Source organism: Ochrobactrum sp. P6BSIII (genome assembly GCF_014138065.1).
Classification (GTDB): Bacteria; Pseudomonadota; Alphaproteobacteria; order Rhizobiales; family Rhizobiaceae; genus Brucella.
In genome coordinates this window covers 126,104-149,119 of sequence record NZ_JACGXB010000005.1, presented here as the reverse complement: position 1 = coordinate 149,119, position 23,016 = coordinate 126,104, and the positions used below count along the sequence as shown (strand labels likewise).

Below are 23,016 nucleotides of genomic sequence, written 5' to 3'. Positions count from 1 at the left end.
GGGTATCACCAACGCTTCTTGAGCTTGAGCTTTTCGCGAACTTCAGCGGGCGTGAGTATCTTGGACCCCATATTGACCGCAATGTTTCTGGCGCGTTCCACTAGATCGCCATTGGAGGCGAGGACGCCCTTTTCGAGCCAGATATTGTCTTCGAGGCCGACGCGGATATTGCCGCCAGCGAGCACCGCAAGCGCGGCATAAGGCAACTGGTTACGGCCAATCGAAAATGCCGAGAATATCCAGTTATCCGGCAGATTGTGGAGGATGGACACCAGCGTCGCGAGATCATCCGGTGCGCCCCATGGAATGCCCATGCACAATTGCACCATCACCGGGTCGTCAAGCAGGCCTTGCTGTTGCAGCCATTGGGCCAATGGCAGGTGACCCGTATCGAAAATCTCGATTTCCGGGCGCACGCCCAAACGCTGGATCTGCCCTGCCATCTCTTTCAGCATGGCAGGGGTGTTGGTCATCACATAGTCGCCTTCGCCGAAATTCATAGTGCCGCAATCAAGCGTGCAGATTTCCGGCAGAAGTGCTGCAATATGCGCAAGGCGCTCTGTCGCGCCCGCCATATCGGTCTTCGACGCATCCGGCGGCAGAGGCGCTTCGGCTGAACCGAAGACAAGATCGCCGCCAACGCCTGCGGTCAGGTTAAGCACGATATCCACGCCGGATGCCCGGATATGGTCGACCACTTCGCGAAACAGTTCCACCTTGCGCGATGGTTCGCCCGTTTCGGGATCGCGCACATGGATATGTGCGATTGCCGCGCCTGCTTCAGCGCTTTCAATCGCGGCGTCCGCGATCTGTCGCGGGGTGATCGGCACCTTGTTGGAGCGATGTGTGGTGGCGCCAGCGCCGGTAACGGCGGCTGTGATGAAGGTTTCGCGAGCGGGCTGCAAAGGCATGGTGATTTCCCTCGATTTTTGTCGAGCTTGACAGGTCGCAGATTGCTGAGATTATCATTTTACGAAATTAGTTTGGCGAAGAGCGAAGCACGTGATCTTTGAACCATCCGATGAGCAACTGTCTGTCACCCTGCTGGTTTTGCCGGATTGTTCGCTCATGTCATTGGCCGCGACGCTTGACCCGATGCGCGGCGCCAACCGCGTGACGGGTCGGCCGCTCTATTCGTGGCGGGTGGTGTCTCCGGATGGAAGCGACCCCATCACATCAAGCGGCCTGAAGATTGGTGTGAACGGAAAATTCGAGGCAACACCGCAAGATATCCTGATTATCGTCAGCGCATTTCATGCGCTGGAACACGCGACCCCAAAGCTTCTTGCGCAGCTGCGCCAGGCAGCCAAGCAGTCCCAATTGGTGATCGGTGTCGAGGCGGGTTCATGGGTGCTGGCAAAGGCCGGGCTGCTCAATGGCAGGAAAGCCACCACCCATTGGGAGGATCTGGAAGCTTTCTCCCAGCGCTTCCCGGATGTGGAAATGCAGTCGGACCGCTGGGTACGCGACGGCACTTTTCTGACAACAGGTGGTGCGGCTCCGGCGCTCGACATGATGCTGGCGCTGATCCGTGCCCGGCATGGCTATTCCATCGCGCTCGATGTTGCGAGCCTCTATGTTTATGACGAGGTACGGCAGGCTTCAGATGCGCAACCGCTGGTGTCGCTGGGCCGGCTTTTGAACCGCGAGCCGCGGCTGGCTGACGCCATCAAGATTATGGAAAGCCATATCGACCGGCCGATCCCGGTGACGCGCATCGCCAGACGGCTCGGGCTTTCGACACGCAGCCTTGAAATGCTATTTGCCAATGTGATCGGGCAATCGCCGGGCAATTACTATCTGTCGCTTCGGCTCAAGGCTGCTCGACGCCTCATCCTCGATACGCATCTTTCAATGGCGGATACGGCGGAACAGACCGGCTTTTCATCGATCAGTTCGCTTTCCCGCGCTTTCAAGCGGCATTTCGGACAGGCGCCGAGCAAGTTGCGGCAAAAATAGTTTCGCGGCTTAATAAATATTACAAGCCGAGGCCGGCCTTCACTTCAGCGAGTGCTGGCTTGCCGTCAAAAGTATTGAAACCGTCGAGCCACGCGTCGAGCTGCGCCGGGTTCTCCTTGATCCATTTCGTGACGGCATCTTTGGCTTCCATCCCGTCATTGAGGATCATGTTCATCATGGTGCTTTCCATCTCGGTCGTGAACTTCAACTTTGACAGAAAATGCGACACATTCGGGCAGTCGGCTGCATAGCTCTTTCGGGTCAGCGTCTCGACCGTGGCGGCACCGTCATTGGGACCAAAGAGATTATCGCCGTTCTCCAGATAGGTGAGCTTGTAGCGAATGTTCATCGGATGTGGGGTCCATGCGAAGAACACCACCGGCTCGTCCTTGCGCACGGCGTTTTGCACCTGTGACAGCATGGCCTGTTCGCTCGATTCCGCCAGTTGGAAATCCTTGAGATCGAAATTGTTCTTCTCGATCATCGACTGGATCGTTGCATTGGCGCTGCTGCCCGCTTCGATGCCGTAGATTTTTCCGCCGAGCTGGTCCTTGAATTTTGCTATGTCGGCATAGGTCTTGATGCCGAGATCCTTGCCCGTTGCGGCAAGACCGATCTTTGCATTTTCGAGATTGATACCGGCCTGCTCTATCTTCTTTCCTTCGAGATAGGGTTTGCGCGCTTCCTCCTGAAGCGGCATCCAGTTTCCAAGGAAGATATCGATCTGGCCATTTTCCAGTGACTGGAAGGTCACTGGTACTGAGAGAATTGTCGTCTGGGGCTGGTATCCAGCCTTTTCAAGCAAAAGCGATGCGAGCGCCGTGGTCGCGGTGATGTCGGTCCAGCCGACATCCGAAAATTTCGGCGCTTTACAGGATTCTGCCTCGGCTGCAAGAGCCGGAGCAGCGGACAGTATTGCGATACCCGCCACCAGCAAGTGATTGAGCTTCTTCATCATCTCTCCCCTTTGTTTTTTGTTGGGAACAATATGATAGGGGAAACTGACAAAGTCACTTTACGATTCACGCATCATTATTGGCGGTTTACGAAGCTACTGCCCGGCGCAAAGCCCGATTGCCTGAACGAAGCGGCGCGTTCGGCGCCGTCTCACGACGGTGAGAAAATCTTGGTTAACACCCATGCCAGCACGCCAGCGACGATGAGAGGCGACATGGTGTAGAAGACGTGCAATATGCGTGAACAGGCTGATGTGTGCTGATCTGGAAAGCATCGCCCGCGTGGGTAAATGCGGGCGCGAATTTGGTGAAATCTGTAGGCCAAAATGCTGCCTATCGGACCAGTCTCAAGAGCGTCGATTTCTTGCCGAAGATCGCATCCGACGCGACAGAACCGGATGAAAGACAGACCGTGTCTGATGTGGTGCGGCAAGCTCTAGTCGCAAAACGAAGCGCAGTTTCGCGGTCGGTAAACAATCCGCCGGTCAGGCCAAGTTGGTCAAAAACGACCCATTGGCCTCGCCTGTCCTGACCGATGGTAAATCTGGCTCGCTGTTCGGGGATAACAGTTTTCTGGATGCTGGTCATGATGGTTATACCTTAAGTATCGTTTCAAGGAATGTGTCAGCGGGGAACGACCGCCAGCTGCTTACGGCTATTGTCGTCGGGGTCACGCAAAGCGATTGGATGCGTATCGGGATCGAGCGCCGCAATCGCGCGGCGGATAGAGGCCGCGGTCTCGTCATTCGCCACGACAAGCGGTAACCGCACATCCGGCGACAGGCCGCGCGTGTGATGCAGCGCATATTTGATAGGTACTGGGTTGGTGTCTTGCTCCAGAGCCGTCAAGAGCGGCTTGAGTGCAAAGGCGAGTGAGCGCGCGCTACAGCCATCGTTGCGCTGGCAGGCATTGTGGATAGCGACCATTTGGGCTGGCACCACGTTCGAGATCACCGATATCGTGCCGTCACCGCCTTCCAGATTGAAAGCCGTGGAGGTCGCGTCATGGCCTGAAAGCTGGATAAGCCGACTTCCCATACGACGAATGAGACGCTTGGGGCGATCCAGATCGCCAGTGGCGTCTTTGATGCCGACGATCGCTGGGAGTTTGCAAAGCCGTTCGATTGTGTCCAGCGACAGGTCGACACCGGTTCGCGTTGGCACATTGTAGAGAATGATCGGAATCTGGGTGTTGTTGGCGACTGCCTCAAAGTGGCGATAAAGCCCTTCTTGCGAGGGACGGTTATAATAGGGTGTCACGATAAGCGCGGCATTGGCCCCGCATGCGGCGGCGGCACTGGTCAGGGCGATTGTCGAGAGCGTGTCATTCGTTCCTGTCCCGGCAATGACCGGCACGCGCCCGGCCGAAACCTCGACACAGGTTCTAATGAGACGGATTTTTTCGGCTGTGTTCAATGTCGGCGCTTCGCCGGTGGTCCCGCAGGGGGAGAGCGCATGGATGCCTTCTCCGATTTGCCAGTTTACGAGATCGGCAAAGGCGCGGTAATCGACTTCGCTATTGCGAAACGGCGTGACAAGCGCAGTTGTTACACCACGAAGCCTCGTTTTGAGTTCATCATAAGCCATAATCAGTGGTCTCCGCGTTTCGGGTGGGTTCCCACCCTCGCTCCGGCGCAATCGAACCGGTGGCGATGCGCAAAACTTACGACCGGGCGCATATAAATTCGAGACGGACACCCCGTTCAAAACATTAAAAACCCATCAATGTCCTGTGGTGCTTTCATAATTTCTCTAATTGCAAATGCTTATCATAATCATTCAACGCATTGATATTGCTTGACAATTTTTCCAGTTGCAAATAGATAAGCCGCATCGGGGAGTAGCCACCACCGAAGCGCGGCCCATTATGGCGGCGCTGAGATCAAGTGGGATCACGTCAACACAATCGCTGAAAAGCGTGGCGTGATCAGCCGTTCAACGGCCCGGCAAGACCGTGGTATCAGCCATCCGCCGACGGACGGATGGCCTTTGTTGCCCGGCCAATCCTCCGTCTGAGCAGACATGATGTCCCCCATCACGGTATTTTTTCTGTCCGTCAGCATGTCGGTCGATGCTTTTGCAGTTTCTGTCGGGCGTGGCACCGCCTTGAACCGCCGCCGGCTTTCCGAGGCTTTGCGCACTGGCATCGTTTTTGGCGTTGTTGAAGCCATCACCCCGTTTCTCGGCTGGGTGGCTGGTGTTCTGGCGAGCGACTGGGTTTCGCAAATCGATCACTGGCTGGCATTCGGCTTGTTGTCAGCGGTCGGTCTTCATATGCTTTACACGGTGATCTGGCCCAAGGATGACGACGCAGATGAGACGCCTCAGGGCGGTTCGTTCCTCGTCTTGCTGGCAACGGCGGTTGGCACCAGCATTGATGCGATGGCTGTTGGCCTGTCGCTTGCCTTTCTCGGCATTGGGTTGCAGGGCATCATCGCGATTTCATTGGCCATCGGTTTTGCGACATTTATCATGTCCACGATGGGGCTGATGATCGGCAAGGCAATCGGCGCCAAGTTCGGCAAGTTTGCCGAAGTGGCAGCTGCCGTGGTGCTTTGTGCTCTCGGCACGTCCATTCTCTTTGAACATCTTTCGGCATAGGTTTGCAAAAAATGACCTTGAGCAAGTTTCAATATTTCAGACGCCTTTGGGTTGGCGCAGCCGTGCTTCTCGCTTTTCTTGCACTGACGCAGGTAAAGTCTGCCTGGATCGGTGAAACCCACGAAACCATCGAGGTGGTGGGGCTCTTCCTCATTCTCGCGGGCATTGTCGGGAGACTGTGGTGCACGCTTTATATCGGTGGCAAGAAGTCGTCGGAACTGGTTCGTCAGGGACCCTATTCCATCAGCCGCAATCCGCTTTATGTCTTCTCGGCCATTGCCGCTGGCGGTGTCGGGTTGCAATCCGGCAGTGTTGTCGTCGGACTGATCTTCGCCCTTGGATGCGCGGTGCTGTTTCAGTTTGTCATCCGGCGGGAAGAAAAACACCTGGGTGGCATGTTCGGCGAGCCTTATGCAGCCTATCTGCGGGAAGTGCCGCGTTTCTTGCCGAAATTCTCCATCTATCGCGACTCGACAACCCTGGATGTCGTGCCACGTAGGGTCTATGTCACATTGATGGATGGGCTTGTGTTCTTCGCTGCCAAACCAGCTTTCGAAGCCGTTGAATATCTTCAATCATCGGGCGTGATCGACGCTTCGGCAGCGGTGTTTTGACCCCGGCTTAACGCCAGAATTTCTTGGCATCGAGGACGTCATCAAGAGCGGCTTGAGCCTTATCGATCAACTGGCTCTTATCGGCATAGAAGATCAGCTTCTGAGCCTCGGGCGTTTCTTCGATGCCATATTTTTTTAGAACGTCATGGCCTATCGCCAGATCGTTCAGGGCGCCCAGTCGGTCTTGCAGGGCCTCCATGGCCTTGTTGAAATTCTTATACCGGCGCAGTCCACGCTTGTCCGTGAAAAGCGGCGCGAAGAATTCCGCCGCATAACGCAGTTTCTTGGCGTCTTTGCGCGCCTCGTGCCTGTGCTCATCATCAATCCCGGAAAGATCGCGACCGTGCTGCTTAAGCTTCTTGCGCATCCGGTCGAGCGCTTTTGCCGCGAAATCTTCAACGGGCTTTTCGCAGTCCGGATGTTTGGCGTAATCACCGCAGAGCAGCCATTCGTTGAAGTCGAGCATCAGCGTTCGGCTGCGGGCTGAACCCAGTGCTTCGACAATCTCATCGTAAGAGCTCTTGCGTGCGGCTTCGAGTTTTTCTCGCAGCTCGCCATCGGTGGCCTTCAACAAAAGCACATCCAGATTGCGGGTCTCGCCAAGCGTATTGGCAAGCCAGCGGAATTCGTCTGAAAATCGCTTGGCGTTTTCATCGAGCAGAGGCTTGAACAGAGATAGCGCCGAGCGCAGCCGTCGCATGGCAACGCGCGCCTGATGTAGGCTGCCTGCATTGCCCCTTTGCAGCAGCAAGGTTTCGTTCAGCCGGAACTGGCGGAAACAGGACAGCGCGATCATCCGGAAGCTCTCGCCAGCATTCAGCCGTTGCTCCAGATCGATGGCTTCTGCCTTCGCTGCGCTGCGCATTGCCGACAACAAACGGTAGCCGCGCTCCGATTTGGACTGAACACCGATCTTCACCGGCACAATGGCATTGACCTTGCGGGCCAGCGCGAAAAGCTGTCTCGGCTCTCCGCCTTTCAGCTCAAGCTCGATTTCATGAAATGGCGCTTGTCGGTCGCCCGCGATCACGGTGCCGGAATCGGCTGCCACTTCGATGCTCGTCGTGCTCTCGGTCAGGTTCCAGATGCGGCGATTGGTGGCTACTTCAAACTGCACGACGAGATCACGCTCGATCGGACCGAACCGGTTGAGGAGAGGGCTGTTATAATCGAAAACGGGTATGCTCGTCTTGGCGGGGGTTTCCCACTCGGATCTGGCGAAAAGCGATGCGTTGGAGCCGGTCGCTTTCACGGTCTGAATGCTCTTGTCGCCGGACCGGCGGATACGCAAGGTGAAGCCATTATCGAAAAGCCGGCAATCGCCGGTGTCGAAATAAACTGAATGCAATTCCAGTGTCGCAGCTGGTTCTCCCAGAAAACTGGACAGAGCGATCTTTTCAAGATCAGCAGGGGAAATTTCGAGCTTCAGTTCGATTTCGGCCAATGGCATACTCCTCGTTGGTGGCCCCGACAACGCCCTCCCGACTAAGTAATCGAATCTTCTGTCAGTCTCATGACGAAGATTATGCGAGATTTACTTAAGTCTCGAGCGTCGTGTTCTGTGTATTGGCTTTTACCAGCTTTTTTCGGGTGCGCGCGTGGCGGAATCCCGCAGGATCAGCTCGACGGGCCAAAGTTCGTGAATATCGCTGGCGGCATGCCCGTCGAGCATGTTCATCAGAAGGTCGGCGCAGCGCTTGCCCGCCGCTCGCATGGAAGAGCGTGTTGCTGTCAGTGACGGCACCATATTCTCCGCGCTCAGGAACGAGATCACGTCGTCATGAGCGATGACCGAAATGTCCTTGCCGATGGTCAGCCCGAGCGACCGCGCCGCCCGATAGATCCCGAGCGCCGTCATCATCGATCCAGCCACAAAGGCTGTCGGGCGCGGGGTGCGTTCCAGAAGCTTGAGCGCAAGGCGGTAGCCGATCTCGTCGGTGAAATCGCCATGCTCCACCAGTTTTGGATCGAAGGGGATGCCCCTGCTTTCCAGCGCCTTGCGATAACCTTCGTCGCGATGGAGTGAGAATGTGAAGCCATACCGCCCGTTGATCATCGCAATGCGACGGTGGCCGAGATCGAGCAGATGAGCCGTCGAGCGGCAGACTGCGCCTTCATTGTCGATGTCGAGCCATGCATGCGGAATGTCGGTTTCCGAACGCCCGTGTACCAGAAACGGCATGCCAAGTTCATGCAGCAGGCGAATGCGCTCATCATTCGGTTTTGGGGAGGATACGATGATCGCATCGACACGGCGACTGGTGGCGAGACGACGGCAAATCTGAATCTCATCTTCCGAGCCATCGTGCGAAATGGGGCTGACAAGAATGTCGACTTCATTCTGACCGAGCCTCTCGGCCATACCGCGCATGAATTCGGCGAAGTGAAACTCGCTGTTGCGGCCCATCACAACGCCGATGGCTCCGGCGCGCCCGGTTGCGAGCCGCACCGCATTTTCATTGGGGCGGTAACCAAGGCGCACGGCTTCACCCATCACCCGCTTGCGCGTGCTCTCGGCGACTTCAGGATAGCCGCTTAGAGCACGACTGACGGTCGTGGCTGAAAGTCCCAGTTGTTTGGCAAATTCGCGAAGTTTCATTTGGTATGTCGAGTTTAAAGGCAGGCAAGGCGGCGGATTATAGCCGCTTCCTTGCGATTAACAATCGGCTCGCCGCTCGAAGGCGGCGTGACTAATTATCATTGTGCAACAAATCCAAACCGCTTTCAAGTTTGTTTCAAAATGAAGCAGGAAATTGCTGCTGTCACTGAGGGCGTTGAATTTTTAGAAAAAGTGGGTATGCCAGTAACCAATTGAAATATATACAATTTACGAAGAAAGTTATGGCGGCGTGCGATCTGTAAGAATCTGTCGCTTGACAGGAATGCGGTCCTCTGCAACTTTTTACCATCCAAACCGTTTTCGATTTTAATAATCCGCTTACAGAATGGATGGGAGGAGGGAACAATGAAACCATTAAAGGGTGTGCTCGCTGCCTGTTTGGCATTGGGCTTTGCAACGGTCAGTGCGCAGGCTGTCGAGATTTCTCTTGCTGCCAATGCGACCGGCAACAATATCAAGTTCTTGCAGGACCAGATCGTCAAGTTCGAGAAGGATACTGGCAACAAGGTCAATATCGTGACCATGCCGTCGTCCTCGAGCGAGCAGTTCAGCCAGTATCGTTTGTGGCTGGCCGCAGGCAATGCGGATATCGACGTCTATCAGACCGACGTGGTCTGGGCGCCGCAATTGTCCGACCAGTTTGTCGATCTGACCGAGGCTACCAAGGATGTGACGGGAACGCATTTTGCGTCGATCATTGCGTCGCAGACCGTTAATGGCAAGCTGGTTGCCCTGCCGTTTTACACGGATGCGCCGGCATTGTTCTACCGCAAGGATCTTCTCGAAAAATACAGCAAGCCGGTTCCCAAGACCTGGGATGAAATGACGGCAACTGCCAAGGAAATCATGGACAAGGAACGGGCTGACGGTAAGTCCGATCTCTGGGGTTTCGTCTTTCAGGGCAATGCCTATGAAGGGCTGACCTGCAACGCGCTTGAGTGGATCAAGTCGTCCGGCGGCGGCCAGATCGTCGAAGCGGACGGTGCGATTTCGGTCAACAATGAAAAGGCAGCCGCAGCGATTGAACGGGCCAAGGGCTGGATCGGTTCAATCTCGCCGCAAGGCGCGCTTGCCTATCAGGAAGAGGAATCGCGCGGTATCTGGCAGACCGGCAATGCCGTCTTCATGCGCAACTGGCCCTATGCCTATGCGCTGGGCAACAGCGCAGATAGCGGGGTGAAGGGCAAGTTCGATGTGGCGCCACTGCCTGCTGGCGCTGATGGCGATGCGCCATCGTCTACGCTCGGCGGCTGGAACCTCGCCGTGTCCAAATATTCAACCAAGCAGGATGCGGCCATTGCATTAATCAAGTATCTGGCATCACCTGAAGTGCAGAAGGTGCAGGCGGTCGAGATTTCGCGTCTGCCGACCATTGAAGCGCTTTACGATGACAAGGATGTCATCGCGGCGCAGCCTTTCATGGCCAATTGGAAGCCGATCTTCCAGAACGCGGTGCCGCGGCCATCGGCTGCGACGAAGGTCAAATATAACGAAGTGTCGTCAAAATTCTGGACGGCGGTTCACAAGACACTCTCCGGCAACGGAACCGCTGCGGAGAATCTCGAAATGCTTGAGGTCGAGCTGACCGAGCTGGAAGGTTCTGGCTGGTAGGGACCGATCAAGCCGCGTTCGGGTTGTCCTCCCAAGCCCCGCCCCCCCAAGGTGGGCAACCCGAACGCTGATATTCCTCTGAGCAGGACCAGAGCTGGATCATGACAGAGACTTCTCTCGATATTGCGGAGGCATCGCCTCCAAGGGTGCGTGTTCACTCCGATTTGCGCCGTCAGCGCATTCGGTCTGCATGGATTTTTCTCGCCCCCACGCTGTTTGTGCTGGCGCTGGTGGCCGGATGGCCATTGCTCAGGACGATCTATTTCAGTCTCACCAATGCATCGCTGACCAATCTTGGCTCGGCAGAATTCGTCGGCTTCAGTAACTATCTCAACTGGATCACGCTGAAGAGTGGACGCACCGTCTATCGTGGCCTTCTGGCAGACCCCGCATGGTGGGGCGCCGTCTGGAACACCATCAAGTTCACGCTGCTTTCGGTCAGTCTGGAAACCATATTAGGCTTGATCGTGGCGCTGGTGCTCAATGCTAATTTCCCCGGTCGCGGGCTGGTACGCGCAGCAATCCTGATCCCATGGGCGATCCCCACCATTGTTTCGGCCAAGATCTGGCACTGGATGCTCAACGATCAGTTCGGCATTCTCAATCACATCTTGCTCAATCTGGGGCTTATCAGCCAGAAGATCGCCTGGACTGCCAATCCGGACACGGCGATGATTGCGGTGCTGATTGTTGACGTCTGGAAGACGATACCCTTCATGGCGCTGCTCATTCTGGCCGGTCTGCAAATGGTGCCGACGGATATTTATGAAGCGGCCAAGATTGACGGCGTGCATCCGCTGAAAGTGTTCTGGCGGGTGACGCTGCCGCTGATCCGCCCGGCGCTGATGGTGGCCATCATCTTCCGCATGCTTGATGCGCTGCGCATTTTCGATCTGATCTATGTGCTGACGCCAAACAATGCGCAAACAAAGACCATGTCGGTCTTTGCGCGTGAAAATCTGTTCGATTTTGACAAGTTTGCCTATGGCGCGGCGGCATCGACAATGCTGTTCCTCATCATTGCAGGCATTACCTTGCTCTACATGTTCTTCGGGCGTGTGAACATCACCAGCAGGGGAGAGTAGAGATGCAGTATATAAAGTTAGCTGGCTTCTATCTCCTCGTGGCGATTATCATTCTGGTTGCGGTATTCCCGTTCTATTATGCGATCATCACCAGTGTGAAATCGGGAACGGCGCTGTTCCAGGTCGATTATTGGCCGACCAATTTCTCGATTGAAAACTATACCAGCGTGCTGACGCAGGGCGGTTTCCTGCGCAGTCTCGGGAATTCGCTTCTGGTTGCAACCGTTGTGGTCGCGTTCTCGCTTCTTCTTGCAGTAACGGCAGCCTACGCACTGGCGCGGGTGAGTTTTCGGGGCCGGGGGCTTTTGCTGCTCACTATTCTTTCGGTATCGATGTTTCCCCAGATTGCGGTGCTGGGCGGTCTGTTCGAGCTGATCCGCTTCCTCGGTATTTTCAACACGCCGCTGGCGCTGATCTTCTCCTATATGATCTTCACGCTGCCTTTCACGGTGTGGGTGCTCACCACCTTCATGCGTGATCTGCCGATGGAGATTGAAGAAGCGGCTATTGTCGACGGGGCGTCGCCTTGGGTCATCATAACGCGGGTGTTCATGCCGCTCATGTGGCCCGCATTGGTGACGACAGGTCTGCTCGCCTTTATCTCAGCATGGAACGAGTTCCTGTTCGCGCTCACCTTCACCTCGTCTGGCAGCCAGCGCACCGTGCCAGTGGCCATTGCGCTTCTGTCGGGCAGCAGCCAGTTCGAAATTCCCTGGGGCAGCATCATGGCAGCTTCGGTGGTCGTCACGGTTCCCCTCGTCATCCTCGTGCTCATCTTCCAGCGGCGGATCGTCTCCGGTCTGACGGCGGGTGGCGTAAAGGGCTAGGAGTCTAAAACATGGCAGAACTTCAATTGCGCGATGTGCGCAAGTCTTTCGGCAATTTCGATGTCATCAAGGGCGTCGACATGGATATCCGCCCCGGCGAGTTCATGGTCTTTGTCGGCCCGTCCGGTTGCGGCAAATCCACCTTGCTGCGCCTGATCGCGGGACTGGAGGAGATTTCATCGGGCAGCCTCGCCATCGATGGAACGGTGGTCAACAGCTTCACCCCGTCGAAGCGCGGTATCGCCATGGTGTTCCAGTCCTATGCGCTTTATCCGCATATGACGGTCTATGAGAATATGGCCTTCGGCATGCAGCTTGCGGGCAAGACCAAGGACGAATGCAAAAGCCGCATTCACAAGGCTGCGGAGATGCTGCAGCTGACGCCTTATCTGGAGCGCCTGCCGCGCCAGCTTTCCGGCGGTCAGCGCCAGCGCGTGGCCATCGGCCGGGCCATTGTGCGCGACCCGAAGGTTTTCCTGTTCGACGAACCCTTGTCCAACCTCGATGCGGCACTACGTGTGGCTACAAGGCTTGAGATCGCCAAGCTCCACCAGAGCATGGAAGACACCACCATGATCTATGTGACACATGATCAGGTGGAGGCGATGACACTGGCGGATCGTATCTGTGTGCTGCGCGATGGGCGCGTGGAGCAGGTCGGCACACCGCTTGAGCTTTACGAAAAGCCCAACTCGCTTTTCGTCGCCGGGTTCATCGGTTCACCGAAGATGAATTTCCTGACCGGCAAACATGCTGAGCCTTTCGGTGCACCCACGGTGGGTTTGCGTTCCGAGCATCTTGCCATTGTTCCCGAAGGCGGTCATTGGACCGGTCAGGTGATCCACACCGAAATCCTCGGTTCCGATACCTATGTTTATATCGATCTCGGCCTGGAGGAACCGCTGGTGGTCCGCGAAAGCGGCGTCGCGGTGCGCAAATCAGGCGAGACGCTCTCGGTTTCCCCGGCAGGGGACAATGTTCATCGTTTCGATGAAAAGGGCCGCGCCGTTTGACGTCGACCTCCCAAGCTCAATGACACATGAGACAACCGGGCTTCGACGCCCGCAGCAAGGAGAATATCCGTGCCTATTCGCACAATCGTCTGGGGTGAGAACATCCACGAGCAGATCAATGAAACGGTGCGTTCGGTCTATCCGAACGGCATGCACAACACGATTGCCGATGCACTGAATGCTGACAGTGGCATCAGTGCTACGACCGCCACCTTGCAGGAGCCGGAGCATGGCTTGCCGGAAGCGCGCCTTGCCGAGACCGACGTGCTGGTCTGGTGGGGACACAAGGATCACGGCGCCGTCAGTGATGAGGTGGTGGAGCGCGTAGCGAAGCGTGTCTTCGAGGGCATGGGGCTGATCGTGCTCCATTCCGGCCATTTCTCCAAAATCTTCAAGCGCGTCATGGGCACGCCCTGCGCGCTCAAATGGCGTGAGGCGGGCGAGCGTGAGCGCGTGTGGGTCGTCAATCGTGGCCACCCGATTGCCCAGGGGCTGGACGAGAATTTCGTCCTCGAAAATGAGGAAATGTATGGCGAACAGTTCTCCGTGCCGGAGCCACTGGAAACGGTCTTTATTTCGTGGTTCGCGGGTGGTGAAGTGTTCCGCTCCGGCATGACCTGGCGTCGCGGTGCAGGCAACGTGTTCTATTTCCGTCCCGGCCATGAAACCTACCCGACCTATCACGATGCCAATGTGCAGACCGTTCTGCGCAATTCGGTCAAATGGGCTTACAATCCGCAGCCTGCATGGACAGGCATCCACACCGCGCCGAATGTTCCGGTCGAAAAGGCGTTGGAGCCAATTGTCGAGCGCGGGCCCAAGTTGCACAAGGCTGGTGAAGCCGGTTATCGCTGAGGTGCATGATGCGTCTTCTTATTCTGGGTACTGGCGGCATGGCGAAAAACCATGCCGAAGCCTTCAAGGCGATTGAGGGCGTCGAGGTTGTCGCGGCCTGCGACGTGTCGGCAGAACGTGTCGATGCGTTTTCGGAAAACCACGACATTCATAACCGCTTCACGCGGCTTGAAGATGCGCTGGATTGGGGCCGCTTCGATGCGGTCGCCAATGTCACGCCGGACGCCATCCATCACCCGACCACGCTGACGTTGGTCGGGGCGGGCAAGCATGTCTTTTGCGAGAAGCCGTTGGCGGAAAGCTATGAAAAGGCGGCTGAAATGGCCGACGCCGCAGAGCAGGCCAATGTCGTCAATATGGTCAATCTGACCTATCGCAACGTCGCGCCCTTGCAAAAGGCGCGCGAGATGGTACTCGCCGGAGAAATCGGGCAGGTTCGCCATTTCGAGGCGTCCTATCTGCAAAGCTGGTTGGTGTCGAAGGCATGGGGTGACTGGAAGACCGAGAGCAAATGGCTCTGGCGTCTTTCAACGCGTCATGGGTCGAACGGCGTGCTGGGTGATGTCGGTATTCATATTCTCGATTTCGCATCCTATGCCATCGGCAGCGACGTGGAACGGGCGTCAGCACGGCTGAAGACCTTCGATAAGGCCGACAACGACCATATCGGCGAATATGTGCTCGACGCGAATGACAGCTTCGTCATGATGGCGGAATATGCCAACGGTGCGCTGGGGGTCATTCATGCCAGCCGCTGGGCAACCGGGCATCTGAACGAGTTGCGCTTGCGCATTCACGGTGACAAGGGCGCGCTGGAAGTGCTTCACACACCCACCGGATCGAGCCTGCGCGGCTCTATCGGCGAGGATATCGAAACGCCGGTCTGGCGTGACATCGATGCTGGTATCGTCGAGACGAACTATCAGCGCTTTGCCCGCGCCGTGGCTGATGGCATTGGGCTGGAGCCGAGTTTCCGCCATGCCGCCAACCTCCAACGCGTGCTGGATCATGCCATGGTCGTGGATAGACCTTTGCCGGAAGTCGCCGCAAGCTAGCCAAACGAGCGCCGGTCTGTAGCAACGGGTCGGCGCTCGTCTTTGTTAGAAATCCATTAGCGCAAAGTGCGGGATATTTCCGCCTGCGTGGCTTTCAGCGCGGGCAGATAGCGCGCAATGACATCGGCCATCGGTTCATCGGTCAAAGCCAAGCCGACATTGAGCGCGGCAACCACTTTCCCGTGGAAGTTGGTAAGCGGTACGGCCATGGAACGCAGGCCGATTTCCACTTCCTGATCAATGCCTGCATAGCCTTGCTCGCGGATGCGGGCCAGCTCTTCCATGATGCGCGTCAGATCGGTTTCGGTCCGCGGCGTGCGGGCGATGCGCTGGCTTGCTTTTAGCGTTTCAAGCGCTTCTGCATCGGGCAGGGCAGCCAGCAGCACCCGTCCCATAGAGGTGCAATAGGCGGGCAACCGCGATCCCGGCATCAGCATCACCGACATGACGCGCTGCTGCGCCGCGCGGGCGACATAGACAATTTCCGTCTCATCAAGAATGGAGACGGAAGTGCTTTGGCGGATTTCATCCGACAGGCGGTCGAGAAAAGGCTGCACGATACGCGGAAGTGGCATGGAGGCGAGGCACCCGGTGCCAAGCCGCAGAATGCGCGGCGTCACCGTGAAATATTTGCCGTCATAAGCACAATAACCAAGCTCGGCTAATGTCAGCAGGCAGCGGCGCGTCGTGGCGCGGTCATAGCCGGATAGTTCTGCCGCATCGGAAATGCTGAGCCGTGGGTGATCGAAGGTGAAAGCCTCAATCACTTTCAGCCCTTTGGCCAGTCCACCCATCATGTCGCGATCCTTGATCTGCACGCGGGCAACCTCCGTATTTGTGCGATTATCGAACAAAGTAAGCATAACGCACAAAATCATTGTGGTCGAGGGGGCGTCGTTTTATTCAATCTGGAGCGCATTTTTGAAAGACGGTTTCCGATTTTCGGCATGTGCACCGCCCGGCCCAACTTTGGCGCTGCGGTCGTCTGAGGAGAAGAATATGGACAAGACAATAGGAAGCCTTGCGGAAGCGGTTGCCGGTATCGGCGATGGTGCGACCGTGATGATCGGCGGGTTTGGTGGATCGGGCGCGCCGATTGAACTCATTCACGCGCTCATCGACAAGGGGTCGAAAAATCTGACGGTCATCAACAATAATGCCGGTAACGGTCGCATCGGCATCGCTGCCATGATCGACGCGGGACTGGTCAGGAAGATGATCTGTTCGTTTCCGCGCTCGTCCGATCCGCGCGCCTTCACGGACAAATATCTGGCCGGAGAAATCGAGCTTGAGCTGGTTCCGCAGGGAACGCTCGCCGAACGCATCCGTGCTGGTGGTGCTGGTATCCCGGCTTTCTATACGCCAACCGCTTATGGCACCGAGCTTGCCGATGGTAAGGTGATTGCAGAATTTGACGGCCGCGCTTACGTGCAGGAGCGCTGGCTCAAGGCGGATTTTGCGCTGATCAAGGCGCATGTGGCTGATATTCACGGCAATCTCAACTACCGTATGGCGGCGCGCAACTTCAATCCGCTGATGTGCATGGCGGCCGCCAAGACCATCGTGCAGGCATCCCAGATCGTGTCGCTTGGCGGCATCGAGCCGGAAAATGTCATCACGCCGGGCATCTTCGTCGACAGCATTGTCGAAGTGGCAAACCCGCAGCAGGAAGAAGAACTCATTCGGGCAGGAGTGGCCTACGTATGACCGTCGATACACGTGAGGACATCAAGCTTTCCAACGCCCAGATTGCCTGGCGCGCGGCGCAGGATATTGCCGACGGCGCTTATGTTAATCTTGGCATCGGCTTTCCTGAAATGGTTGCACGCTATCAGCCGGAAGGCCGCGAAGCGATCTTTCACACCGAGAACGGTATTCTCGATTTCGGCGAAGCACCGCCGGAAGGTGAGGAAGACTGGGATCTCATCAATGCCGGCAAAAAGGCTGTGACGCTCAAGCCGGGTGCGGCTTTCTTCCACCACGCCGACAGCTTTGCCATGGTGCGCGGCGGCCATCTCGATGTGGCGATCCTCGGTGCCTATCAGGTGGCGCAGAATGGCGATCTGGCCAATTGGCGCGTGGGCGCCAAGGGTGTGCCTGCCGTCGGCGGCGCGATGGATCTTGTCCATGGCGCCAAGCAGGTGGTGGTCATCACCGAACATGTCACCAAGAAGGGCGAGCCGAAACTGGTCGAAAAATGCGCCTTTCCGCTGACTGGCGTCGGCTGCATCACGCGCATCTATACCAGCCATGCAGTGGTTGACATCGACAAGGGCCGCTTTGTGCTGCGCGAAAAGCTTGCGGCGATGACGCTGGAAGAGCTACAGGCTATGACCGGCGCGAAGCTACATATCGATGGCCCTGTTGCCGATCTCGTTGTTCCAGAATTGTGAGGCCTGTCATGACCGAAGCCTATATTTGCGATTACATCCGTACACCCATCGGTCGTTATGGCGGTGCGCTTTCCGCAGTCCGCGCCGATGATCTTGGCGCTGTGCCGCTCAAGGCTCTGATGGAGCGCAACGCTTCCGTCGATTGGGAAGCCGTCGATGACGTCATCTTCGGTTCGGCCAATCAGGCAGGCGAAGACAACCGCAATGTCGCGCGCATGTCGCTGCTGCTTGCTGGTCTGCCGGTTAGCGTTTCTGGCACCACCATTAACCGCCTCTGCGGTTCGGGTATGGATGCGGTTATCGCCGCTGCACGCGCGATTAAGGCAGGCGAAGCGGAACTGATGATTGCGGGCGGCGTGGAAAGCATGAGCCGTGCGCCTTTCGTCATGCCGAAGGCCGATAGCGCCTTTTCGCGCAAGGCGGAAATCTTCGACACCACCATCGGCTGGCGCTTCGTCAATCCGCTGATGAAGAAGCAATATGGCGTCGATTCCATGCCGGAAACCGGCGAGAACGTTGCCGAAGACTATAAGGTCTCGCGCGCCGATCAGGATGCCTTTGCCGTTCGCAGCCAGAACAAGGCCGCTGAGGCGCAGGCCAACGGACGTCTGGCCAAGGAAATCGTGGCGGTTACCATTCCGCAGCGCAAGGGTGATCCGATCATCGTGGACAAGGACGAGCATCCGCGTGCCACCAGCATCGAAGCGCTGGCCAAGCTGCCGACGCCTTTCCGAGAAGGCGGCACAGTCACGGCGGGCAACGCGTCGGGCGTCAATGACGGCGCTGCCGCACTGATCGTCGCTTCGGAAACCGCGGTGAAGAAATATGGCCTTACGCCTATTGCCCGCGTTGTGGGCGGTGCGACGGCTGGCGTGCCGCCGCGCATCATGGGCATCGGCCCGGCACCGGCAACCAAGAAGCTCAGCGCTCGCATCGGCATTGCACCTGATGCTTTCGACGTGATCGAGCTGAACGAAGCTTTCGCCTCGCAGGGCCTTGCCGTGCTGCGTGAGCTGGGCATTGCCGATGATGACAGCCGCGTCAATCCGAATGGCGGCGCGATTGCGCTCGGTCATCCGCTTGGCATGTCGGGTGCGCGCATTGCTGGCACCGCGGCGCTGGAACTGTCGCTGAATGGCGGCAAATATGCGCTTGCCACCATGTGCATTGGCGTAGGTCAGGGCATTGCCATCGCGCTTGAGCGCGTCTGATCCTCTTCTGCATCTCCAGCGAGGTTGTGAAGCAGCTTTGCTGGAGATATTTGCGGCTTGGTAGATCAAATGGGGTTCTTGGCGGAAGAGAATGGGAGTCGAACCCACCAAAGACCGTCTATCGGCCCCTCCCGGATTTGAAGTCCGGACATGCCACCGGGCATGCATCCCTTCCATCTAATTGTATCTATTACATAATTTCTAAGTAGGTGGCAGCGTAAGTAAGCGGTTTGCTACCCATTTGCTACCATTTACTTTTTCTTCTTTCCTACAGCACGAGTGATCATCGCGTCAATCTGGGCGGCGGCATTGGCCTGCATCCCCGGCATGACATGCGAATACAGGTCAAGCGTGATGCCGATAGTCGAGTGGCCAAGTCGTTCACTAGCAATCTTCGGATGAACTCCAGCGGCAAGCAACTGCGTAGCGTGGGTGTGCCGCAGATCATGAAACCGGATGCGGGGCAGTTCTGGATTGCTTTTGATCAAGTCCTGCCATGCGTCGGTTAGCGATCTTGGCTGAAGCGGTTTCCCTTCATGGTCCGCAACGATAAAGTTGTCGTCGTTCAGCCGTATTCCGAGCAGCAAAAGGTTTTCCGCCTGTATGGCCCGATGCGTCTGCAAGGCCTTGGTCACAGATGCCGGGAGATCGACAACGCGTCCCTTCCCGGATTTGGGCTCCTTGTAACGAGTTTCTTTGTTTGTCTGTTCCGCGCTCTCGATCACGAATATCCGCGATCCTTCGAAATCGACATGCCTCCAGCGCAGGGCTGCAATCTCGCCGCGCCTCATTCCGCACATCACTGCAAGTACCACCGGCATGTGAAGCCGTTTACCTTCGACCGCCTTCAACAGTGTCGCTGTCTGGTTTGCGTCATAAGCGCCCATCGGCTTCCGAACTTGCTTCGGTGCCTTCGAAGTCGTGGCCGGGTTTCTCAGCAGCAACTCCCATGTAACGGCCTGACCAAGCGCCATGACAAGCACACGGCGAATATGACGGACGGTCGTTGGTGACAGCCCGCCTTTGCCGTCAACGCGGCCCGAAACGAGCGCCGTTGATAGTGCGTTGTCGATGCGCTCAGTTTTGAGCTTATTCAAAATGACATCACCAAGCAGCGGCTTGATGTTCAGTTCGCAGAGTTCGGTATAGCGCTCATGGGTCTTGTTGGATACGCTCGGCTTGACGTGAATAAGCCACCGCTTCAAAAAATCCGAAACCGTGGTTTTGTCCGGCTCGATGTAGACGCCGCCATTAAGTTCGGAAACCAGCCGGGCGCATTCGACCTGGGCCTGCCTTTTTGTGCCGTGGAACGTGTGCCACTTCCGACGGCGCTTGCCTGTCTCAGGATCAGGAACGTCAAGGACAATGGCCCATTTGCCGGGGGAGCGTTCACGAATATGACCCTTCATTTTTCTTCCTCGCTTTCTGCTGCATCCCAGAGCGCACGAAGCACAGGCGACTGATCGACCTCAATTTGCATGTCAGACATGGTTCGGATACCGAGGCGTCCAATGATAAGTGGGCCAAGTACATCGTAGAGCGCGCGCATTTCCGGACTGGGTTCAAAACTATTTTCGGGTGTCAGCAACCGCTCAAGTTCCTTGACTATATCCGGTGCTGCCGCTTCTAACGCAAGTCCGCCTTGAACAAGGCGTCGTACTGCTTCCGAACGTGAAGGAATGCGGTTTTCATATCGCCAATCATCGATCGCATCCAATTCAGCTTTAGTGATCTTAATGTGAAGTCGCTCGGTTTCACTGTCACCCAATTTAGGACGAGCCATCATGTTCTCCTATTTCGTGCATAAAGTGCGCACAAAATAGTTGCAGTCAAGTTAAAATACTCGTAAGTCTGTTTCGTGCGCACGATATGCACGTAACGGAGACGGAATATGACACTTGAGGAAGCACTGACAAAACCAACAATCTCAGTCGTAGATGCTGGAAGGCTCTTTTTCGGTCTTGGCCGATGCTCTGCCTACGACGCCGCGAGACGCGGTGACTTTCAGACACTTAAGGTGGGCGGGAAAATAGTCGTGCCAGTCGCACCCCTTGCTGCAAGCCTTGGCCTTCGCGCCAATATCGGAGGTCAATTTTCAGTAGGAGATGTCGCATGATCATTATCTCTGCCTCTTCGCAGCAAACCCGCGACAGCCTCCGCGCGATAGTATCGCGCCAAATGGCCGACGTTCTGATCGAGTACAACACGGACCTTGGCGACGTCGAAGCTTGCCGTCAGGCGATCGAGCGGGCGAACTTTGGTCGCCCGGCGATATCCGCACTACTCGAAACCGCTTGTGGATTAGCTGCACAGGACAGCGTTGCAAACTGGAAGCCAACGCAAGTGCAGGAGGCATAATGGACCGGCTCATTTGGCAATCGGCGACGGCGCGAGAGCGCGCCGTGCGCCAAGGCAGCGATGCATTAGACGGCTTTGCGTTCCCTTCGTCCACACCAGTCAAGCGCCAATCAAAAGCCGATATGCGCAAGGAAATTGCAGCGGCAGCACACAAGATCACGCGAGTGATCGACTGCGGATGTGGCCGCCGGGGGAGTATCGTCATGCTCACCTCGCGTTGCCATAAGAAGCTTCGCTGTTCGCGATGCGGGGCGGTCCAATGAGCGCAGACACATTTTTCTATGCGGCTGCGATCGTTTTAGTCGGCAATCTTGTTTGGAGGGAGTTGAGATGAATGCTGTCCGCAATTTCAATCCTGATGAACTTCGCGATCCTTGGATCAAATATTATGAAATTAGCCCGCCATCAGGCGGGCCAATTCCGTTTCCGGCAACCCGAAACACCCGCGAGATCGAACGGGCAGCCCGTGCGATTATTTCCGGTCGATCTCCCGGCGTAACGGGTTGGTTGCGTAAGAGGGTGACAGAACTCGCCTTATTAGGTGTCGATAAGGAAGCGGCCAGTAGGGAAATAGTCGATCTCAAAAACGCAATAGAGGCCTGCGTCGTACGCATCAGGCTTACGGATGATGCGCATGCGATCTAACACCATACGAAAAGCCAAACAGGAGCTGATCGAAGCGGAATGCGCCGCCGAAACTGCATTAGGTGCAGTTCTGGTTGCCAAAGACAATTATCGCGAGCGACTGCTTGCAAGCGCTCGTGTTGCCGACATCATGACAGTCCTGGATTATGACACCGGAGGCCGCGATATTTCTCGCCAACGGGCGATCCCTTTTGCGAAGGCATTGGCGTCCGGTTTGTTGTGGGAGCAAGCCGGAAACACGACTCTTACGGCGCGCTATATCTCAAACGCATTGCCTTGCCTGTCGACCGCCGAAATAGAAGAAATCATCGCATGTCCATGTCGGATGAGTAATCAGGACGTGGCGCGCCTTCTTCATGTAAGCCTCGAAAAACGCCAGATGCTAGGATTGTCTATGATCGGCGCTTGCGATTTGAGCGATGAAGAATTCGCCGCCTTTCGTAAGGTAGATGATTTACGGCGCAGGGCGGCACGTAAGAGACGCGCTCGCCCGCGCAACATTGACCAGCGCAGGGAAGAAGAGCAGGCAAAAAGCCTCGCCATTGCGGAATTTGCTAAGGCAAACGGGGTGGCTCCAAAGACAGTTAAGAACTGGATCGCCAACGGCAAAGCAATCGTTGAGATCGTGCGGGAAAACGGCGTCCCCTCAATAATAGTATATAGGGGGGACGCGAAAATCCCGAACTCGGCCACAGGGCAAACGCCAGCGGCGTGCAAGACCAAATTGCCTGTCATCGACTTCTCAACCGGTCCAACGGCGGGCGGGTCGGAAACCCGCCCCCGCGATGATTTCCGTATTCTTGCATTTGGACGGTTGGCACAACTTCTTGAAAAGGGGGCGGCGTCATGAGTGATAAAAATGATCAGGCCGAGCTTTTCCCCACGCTGGATTTGCAGCCAATTCTTTTTAAACGTGGTGAAGGTGTGTCCGTAAAGGAAGCCGTTTACCTGTCGCGGCTCGATCGAAAGACGATAATTCGACTGGTCCGAAACTACCAGATTTTCCGGCAATCATGCCCATCCGCTCCTATCGAAATTCATCGCGTAGCGCTTTCAATGGCGCTGCACGGAGATGCGGTCGCAATCGGCCTACTGCGCGAGGATCGCCGTGATCACCCTCGCGTGGCTCGGTATTTCGACTTGGTCGGCTTGCCGATTTAATGGGGACAGCAACGGAGAATAGAGGCGCAGGGGCGTAATGCCCCCGCGCCTT

General features: G+C 56.5%; 25 protein-coding genes, 1 tRNA gene and 1 riboswitch. Of the genes, 16 read left to right on the top strand and 10 right to left on the bottom strand.

The annotated features are described in order from the left end of the window. Positions 1–5: 5 nt before the first annotated feature. Positions 6–911, bottom strand: coding sequence for a BKACE family enzyme (locus tag FHW00_RS08860; RefSeq protein WP_078338291.1), 906 nt, complete (start codon positions 909–911; stop codon positions 6–8). A gap of 91 nt (positions 912–1,002) precedes the next feature. Between FHW00_RS08860 and FHW00_RS08855 the strand changes: the two genes are divergently transcribed. Beyond that, positions 1,003–1,959, top strand: coding sequence for a GlxA family transcriptional regulator (locus FHW00_RS08855; RefSeq protein ID WP_182514644.1), 957 nt, complete (start codon positions 1,003–1,005; stop codon positions 1,957–1,959). Positions 1,960–1,978: 19 nt separating this feature from the next. Here the strand turns inward: FHW00_RS08855 and choX are convergent, their stop codons facing one another. From choX to dapA, 3 genes are all read right to left on the bottom strand, one after another. Beyond that, complete coding sequence (gene choX, locus FHW00_RS08850) at positions 1,979–2,914, bottom strand: choline ABC transporter substrate-binding protein (RefSeq protein ID WP_078338292.1); 936 nt, start codon at positions 2,912–2,914, stop codon at positions 1,979–1,981. Positions 2,915–3,248: 334 nt separating this feature from the next. Beyond that, on the bottom strand, positions 3,249–3,503 hold the full coding sequence (locus FHW00_RS08845) for a hypothetical protein (protein ID WP_139364361.1): 255 nt from the start codon (positions 3,501–3,503) through the stop codon (positions 3,249–3,251). A 36-nt stretch (positions 3,504–3,539) separates the two neighbouring features. After that, on the bottom strand, positions 3,540–4,502 hold the full coding sequence (gene dapA / locus FHW00_RS08840; protein ID WP_078338294.1) for a 4-hydroxy-tetrahydrodipicolinate synthase: 963 nt from the start codon (positions 4,500–4,502) through the stop codon (positions 3,540–3,542). A 236-nt stretch (positions 4,503–4,738) separates the two neighbouring features. Next, positions 4,739–4,860, top strand: a riboswitch (yybP-ykoY riboswitch). 77 nt (positions 4,861–4,937) lie between these two features. On the opposite strand from dapA, the gene FHW00_RS08835 reads away from it, so the two are divergent. Together FHW00_RS08835 and FHW00_RS08830 are read left to right on the top strand one after the other, a co-directional pair. Beyond that, positions 4,938–5,516, top strand: a complete 579-nt coding sequence (locus tag FHW00_RS08835; protein ID WP_445557911.1) for a manganese efflux pump MntP — start codon at positions 4,938–4,940, stop codon at positions 5,514–5,516. A gap of 11 nt (positions 5,517–5,527) precedes the next feature. Beyond that, entirely contained in the window at positions 5,528–6,130 is a 603-nt protein-coding gene (locus tag FHW00_RS08830) for a methyltransferase family protein (protein WP_078338295.1), read from the top strand. A gap of 7 nt (positions 6,131–6,137) precedes the next feature. Here FHW00_RS08830 and FHW00_RS08825 read toward each other — a convergent pair whose 3' ends face one another. Both FHW00_RS08825 and FHW00_RS08820 read right to left on the bottom strand, forming a co-directional pair. Next, a complete protein-coding gene (locus tag FHW00_RS08825) occupies positions 6,138–7,580 on the bottom strand; it encodes a CYTH and CHAD domain-containing protein (RefSeq protein WP_078338296.1) in 1,443 nt (480 codons plus the stop codon). A gap of 123 nt (positions 7,581–7,703) precedes the next feature. After that, positions 7,704–8,729 carry a substrate-binding domain-containing protein gene (locus tag FHW00_RS08820; protein ID WP_078338297.1) on the bottom strand — a complete coding sequence of 342 codons (1,026 nt, stop codon included), beginning with the start codon at positions 8,727–8,729 and terminating at the stop codon, positions 7,704–7,706. Between the two features lie 366 nt (positions 8,730–9,095). On the opposite strand from FHW00_RS08820, the gene FHW00_RS08815 reads away from it, so the two are divergent. From FHW00_RS08815 to FHW00_RS08790, 6 genes are all read left to right on the top strand, one after another. Continuing rightward, positions 9,096–10,361, top strand: coding sequence for an ABC transporter substrate-binding protein (locus FHW00_RS08815; protein WP_078338298.1), 1,266 nt, complete (start codon positions 9,096–9,098; stop codon positions 10,359–10,361). A gap of 101 nt (positions 10,362–10,462) precedes the next feature. Then, entirely contained in the window at positions 10,463–11,446 is a 984-nt protein-coding gene (locus FHW00_RS08810) for a carbohydrate ABC transporter permease (protein WP_078338299.1), read from the top strand. A gap of 2 nt (positions 11,447–11,448) precedes the next feature. Then, the gene (locus tag FHW00_RS08805; protein WP_078338300.1) at positions 11,449–12,273 is read left to right on the top strand and encodes a carbohydrate ABC transporter permease; all 825 of its coding nucleotides are present in this window, start codon (positions 11,449–11,451) and stop codon (positions 12,271–12,273) included. 11 nt (positions 12,274–12,284) lie between these two features. Then, positions 12,285–13,286 carry an ABC transporter ATP-binding protein gene (locus tag FHW00_RS08800; RefSeq protein WP_078338301.1) on the top strand — a complete coding sequence of 334 codons (1,002 nt, stop codon included), beginning with the start codon at positions 12,285–12,287 and terminating at the stop codon, positions 13,284–13,286. Positions 13,287–13,355: 69 nt separating this feature from the next. Further along, positions 13,356–14,141 carry a ThuA domain-containing protein gene (locus FHW00_RS08795; protein WP_078338302.1) on the top strand — a complete coding sequence of 262 codons (786 nt, stop codon included), beginning with the start codon at positions 13,356–13,358 and terminating at the stop codon, positions 14,139–14,141. A gap of 8 nt (positions 14,142–14,149) precedes the next feature. Beyond that, positions 14,150–15,196: a Gfo/Idh/MocA family protein gene (locus FHW00_RS08790; RefSeq protein ID WP_078338303.1), complete on the top strand. Its 1,047-nt coding sequence runs from the start codon at positions 14,150–14,152 to the stop codon at positions 15,194–15,196. Positions 15,197–15,252: 56 nt separating this feature from the next. Here FHW00_RS08790 and FHW00_RS08785 read toward each other — a convergent pair whose 3' ends face one another. Beyond that, positions 15,253–16,014 (bottom strand): IclR family transcriptional regulator domain-containing protein, encoded by a 762-nt coding sequence (locus FHW00_RS08785; RefSeq protein ID WP_078338414.1) that lies wholly within the window; start codon positions 16,012–16,014, stop codon positions 15,253–15,255. 181 nt (positions 16,015–16,195) lie between these two features. Here FHW00_RS08785 and FHW00_RS08780 point away from each other — a divergent pair, with 181 nt between their 5' ends. From FHW00_RS08780 to pcaF, 3 genes are read left to right on the top strand one after another with little or no spacing between them, the layout of a single operon-like run. Continuing rightward, positions 16,196–16,903: a 3-oxoacid CoA-transferase subunit A gene (locus tag FHW00_RS08780; RefSeq protein ID WP_078338304.1), complete on the top strand. Its 708-nt coding sequence runs from the start codon at positions 16,196–16,198 to the stop codon at positions 16,901–16,903. Continuing rightward, on the top strand, positions 16,900–17,589 hold the full coding sequence (locus FHW00_RS08775; RefSeq protein ID WP_078338305.1) for a CoA transferase subunit B: 690 nt from the start codon (positions 16,900–16,902) through the stop codon (positions 17,587–17,589). Before FHW00_RS08780 ends, FHW00_RS08775 begins: the two co-directional genes overlap by 4 nt. An 8-nt stretch (positions 17,590–17,597) precedes the next feature. Continuing rightward, on the top strand, positions 17,598–18,800 hold the full coding sequence (pcaF, locus tag FHW00_RS08770; RefSeq protein ID WP_078338306.1) for a 3-oxoadipyl-CoA thiolase: 1,203 nt from the start codon (positions 17,598–17,600) through the stop codon (positions 18,798–18,800). Between the two features lie 79 nt (positions 18,801–18,879). Here the strand turns inward: pcaF and FHW00_RS08765 are convergent. From FHW00_RS08765 to FHW00_RS08755, 3 genes are all read right to left on the bottom strand, one after another. Then, positions 18,880–18,975: transfer RNA gene (locus FHW00_RS08765), tRNA-Sec, on the bottom strand. A gap of 76 nt (positions 18,976–19,051) precedes the next feature. Continuing rightward, positions 19,052–20,209, bottom strand: coding sequence for a site-specific integrase (locus FHW00_RS08760; protein WP_078338307.1), 1,158 nt, complete (start codon positions 20,207–20,209; stop codon positions 19,052–19,054). Beyond that, complete coding sequence (locus tag FHW00_RS08755) at positions 20,206–20,586, bottom strand: hypothetical protein (RefSeq protein WP_139364362.1); 381 nt, start codon at positions 20,584–20,586, stop codon at positions 20,206–20,208. Before FHW00_RS08755 ends, FHW00_RS08760 begins: the two co-directional genes overlap by 4 nt. Before the next feature lie 326 nt (positions 20,587–20,912). Between FHW00_RS08755 and FHW00_RS08750 the strand changes: the two genes are divergently transcribed. From FHW00_RS08750 to FHW00_RS08735, 4 genes are all read left to right on the top strand, one after another. After that, complete coding sequence (locus FHW00_RS08750) at positions 20,913–21,158, top strand: hypothetical protein (protein WP_078338310.1); 246 nt, start codon at positions 20,913–20,915, stop codon at positions 21,156–21,158. Positions 21,159–21,488: 330 nt separating this feature from the next. After that, a complete protein-coding gene (locus FHW00_RS08745; protein ID WP_078338311.1) occupies positions 21,489–21,803 on the top strand; it encodes a DUF6074 family protein in 315 nt (104 codons plus the stop codon). Further along, complete coding sequence (locus FHW00_RS08740) at positions 21,793–22,653, top strand: hypothetical protein (RefSeq protein ID WP_078338312.1); 861 nt, start codon at positions 21,793–21,795, stop codon at positions 22,651–22,653. The genes FHW00_RS08745 and FHW00_RS08740 overlap by 11 nt, the downstream gene beginning before the upstream one ends. Beyond that, entirely contained in the window at positions 22,650–22,964 is a 315-nt protein-coding gene (locus FHW00_RS08735) for a hypothetical protein (protein WP_182514643.1), read from the top strand. The genes FHW00_RS08740 and FHW00_RS08735 overlap by 4 nt, the downstream gene beginning before the upstream one ends. Positions 22,965–23,016: the final 52 nt, after the last annotated feature.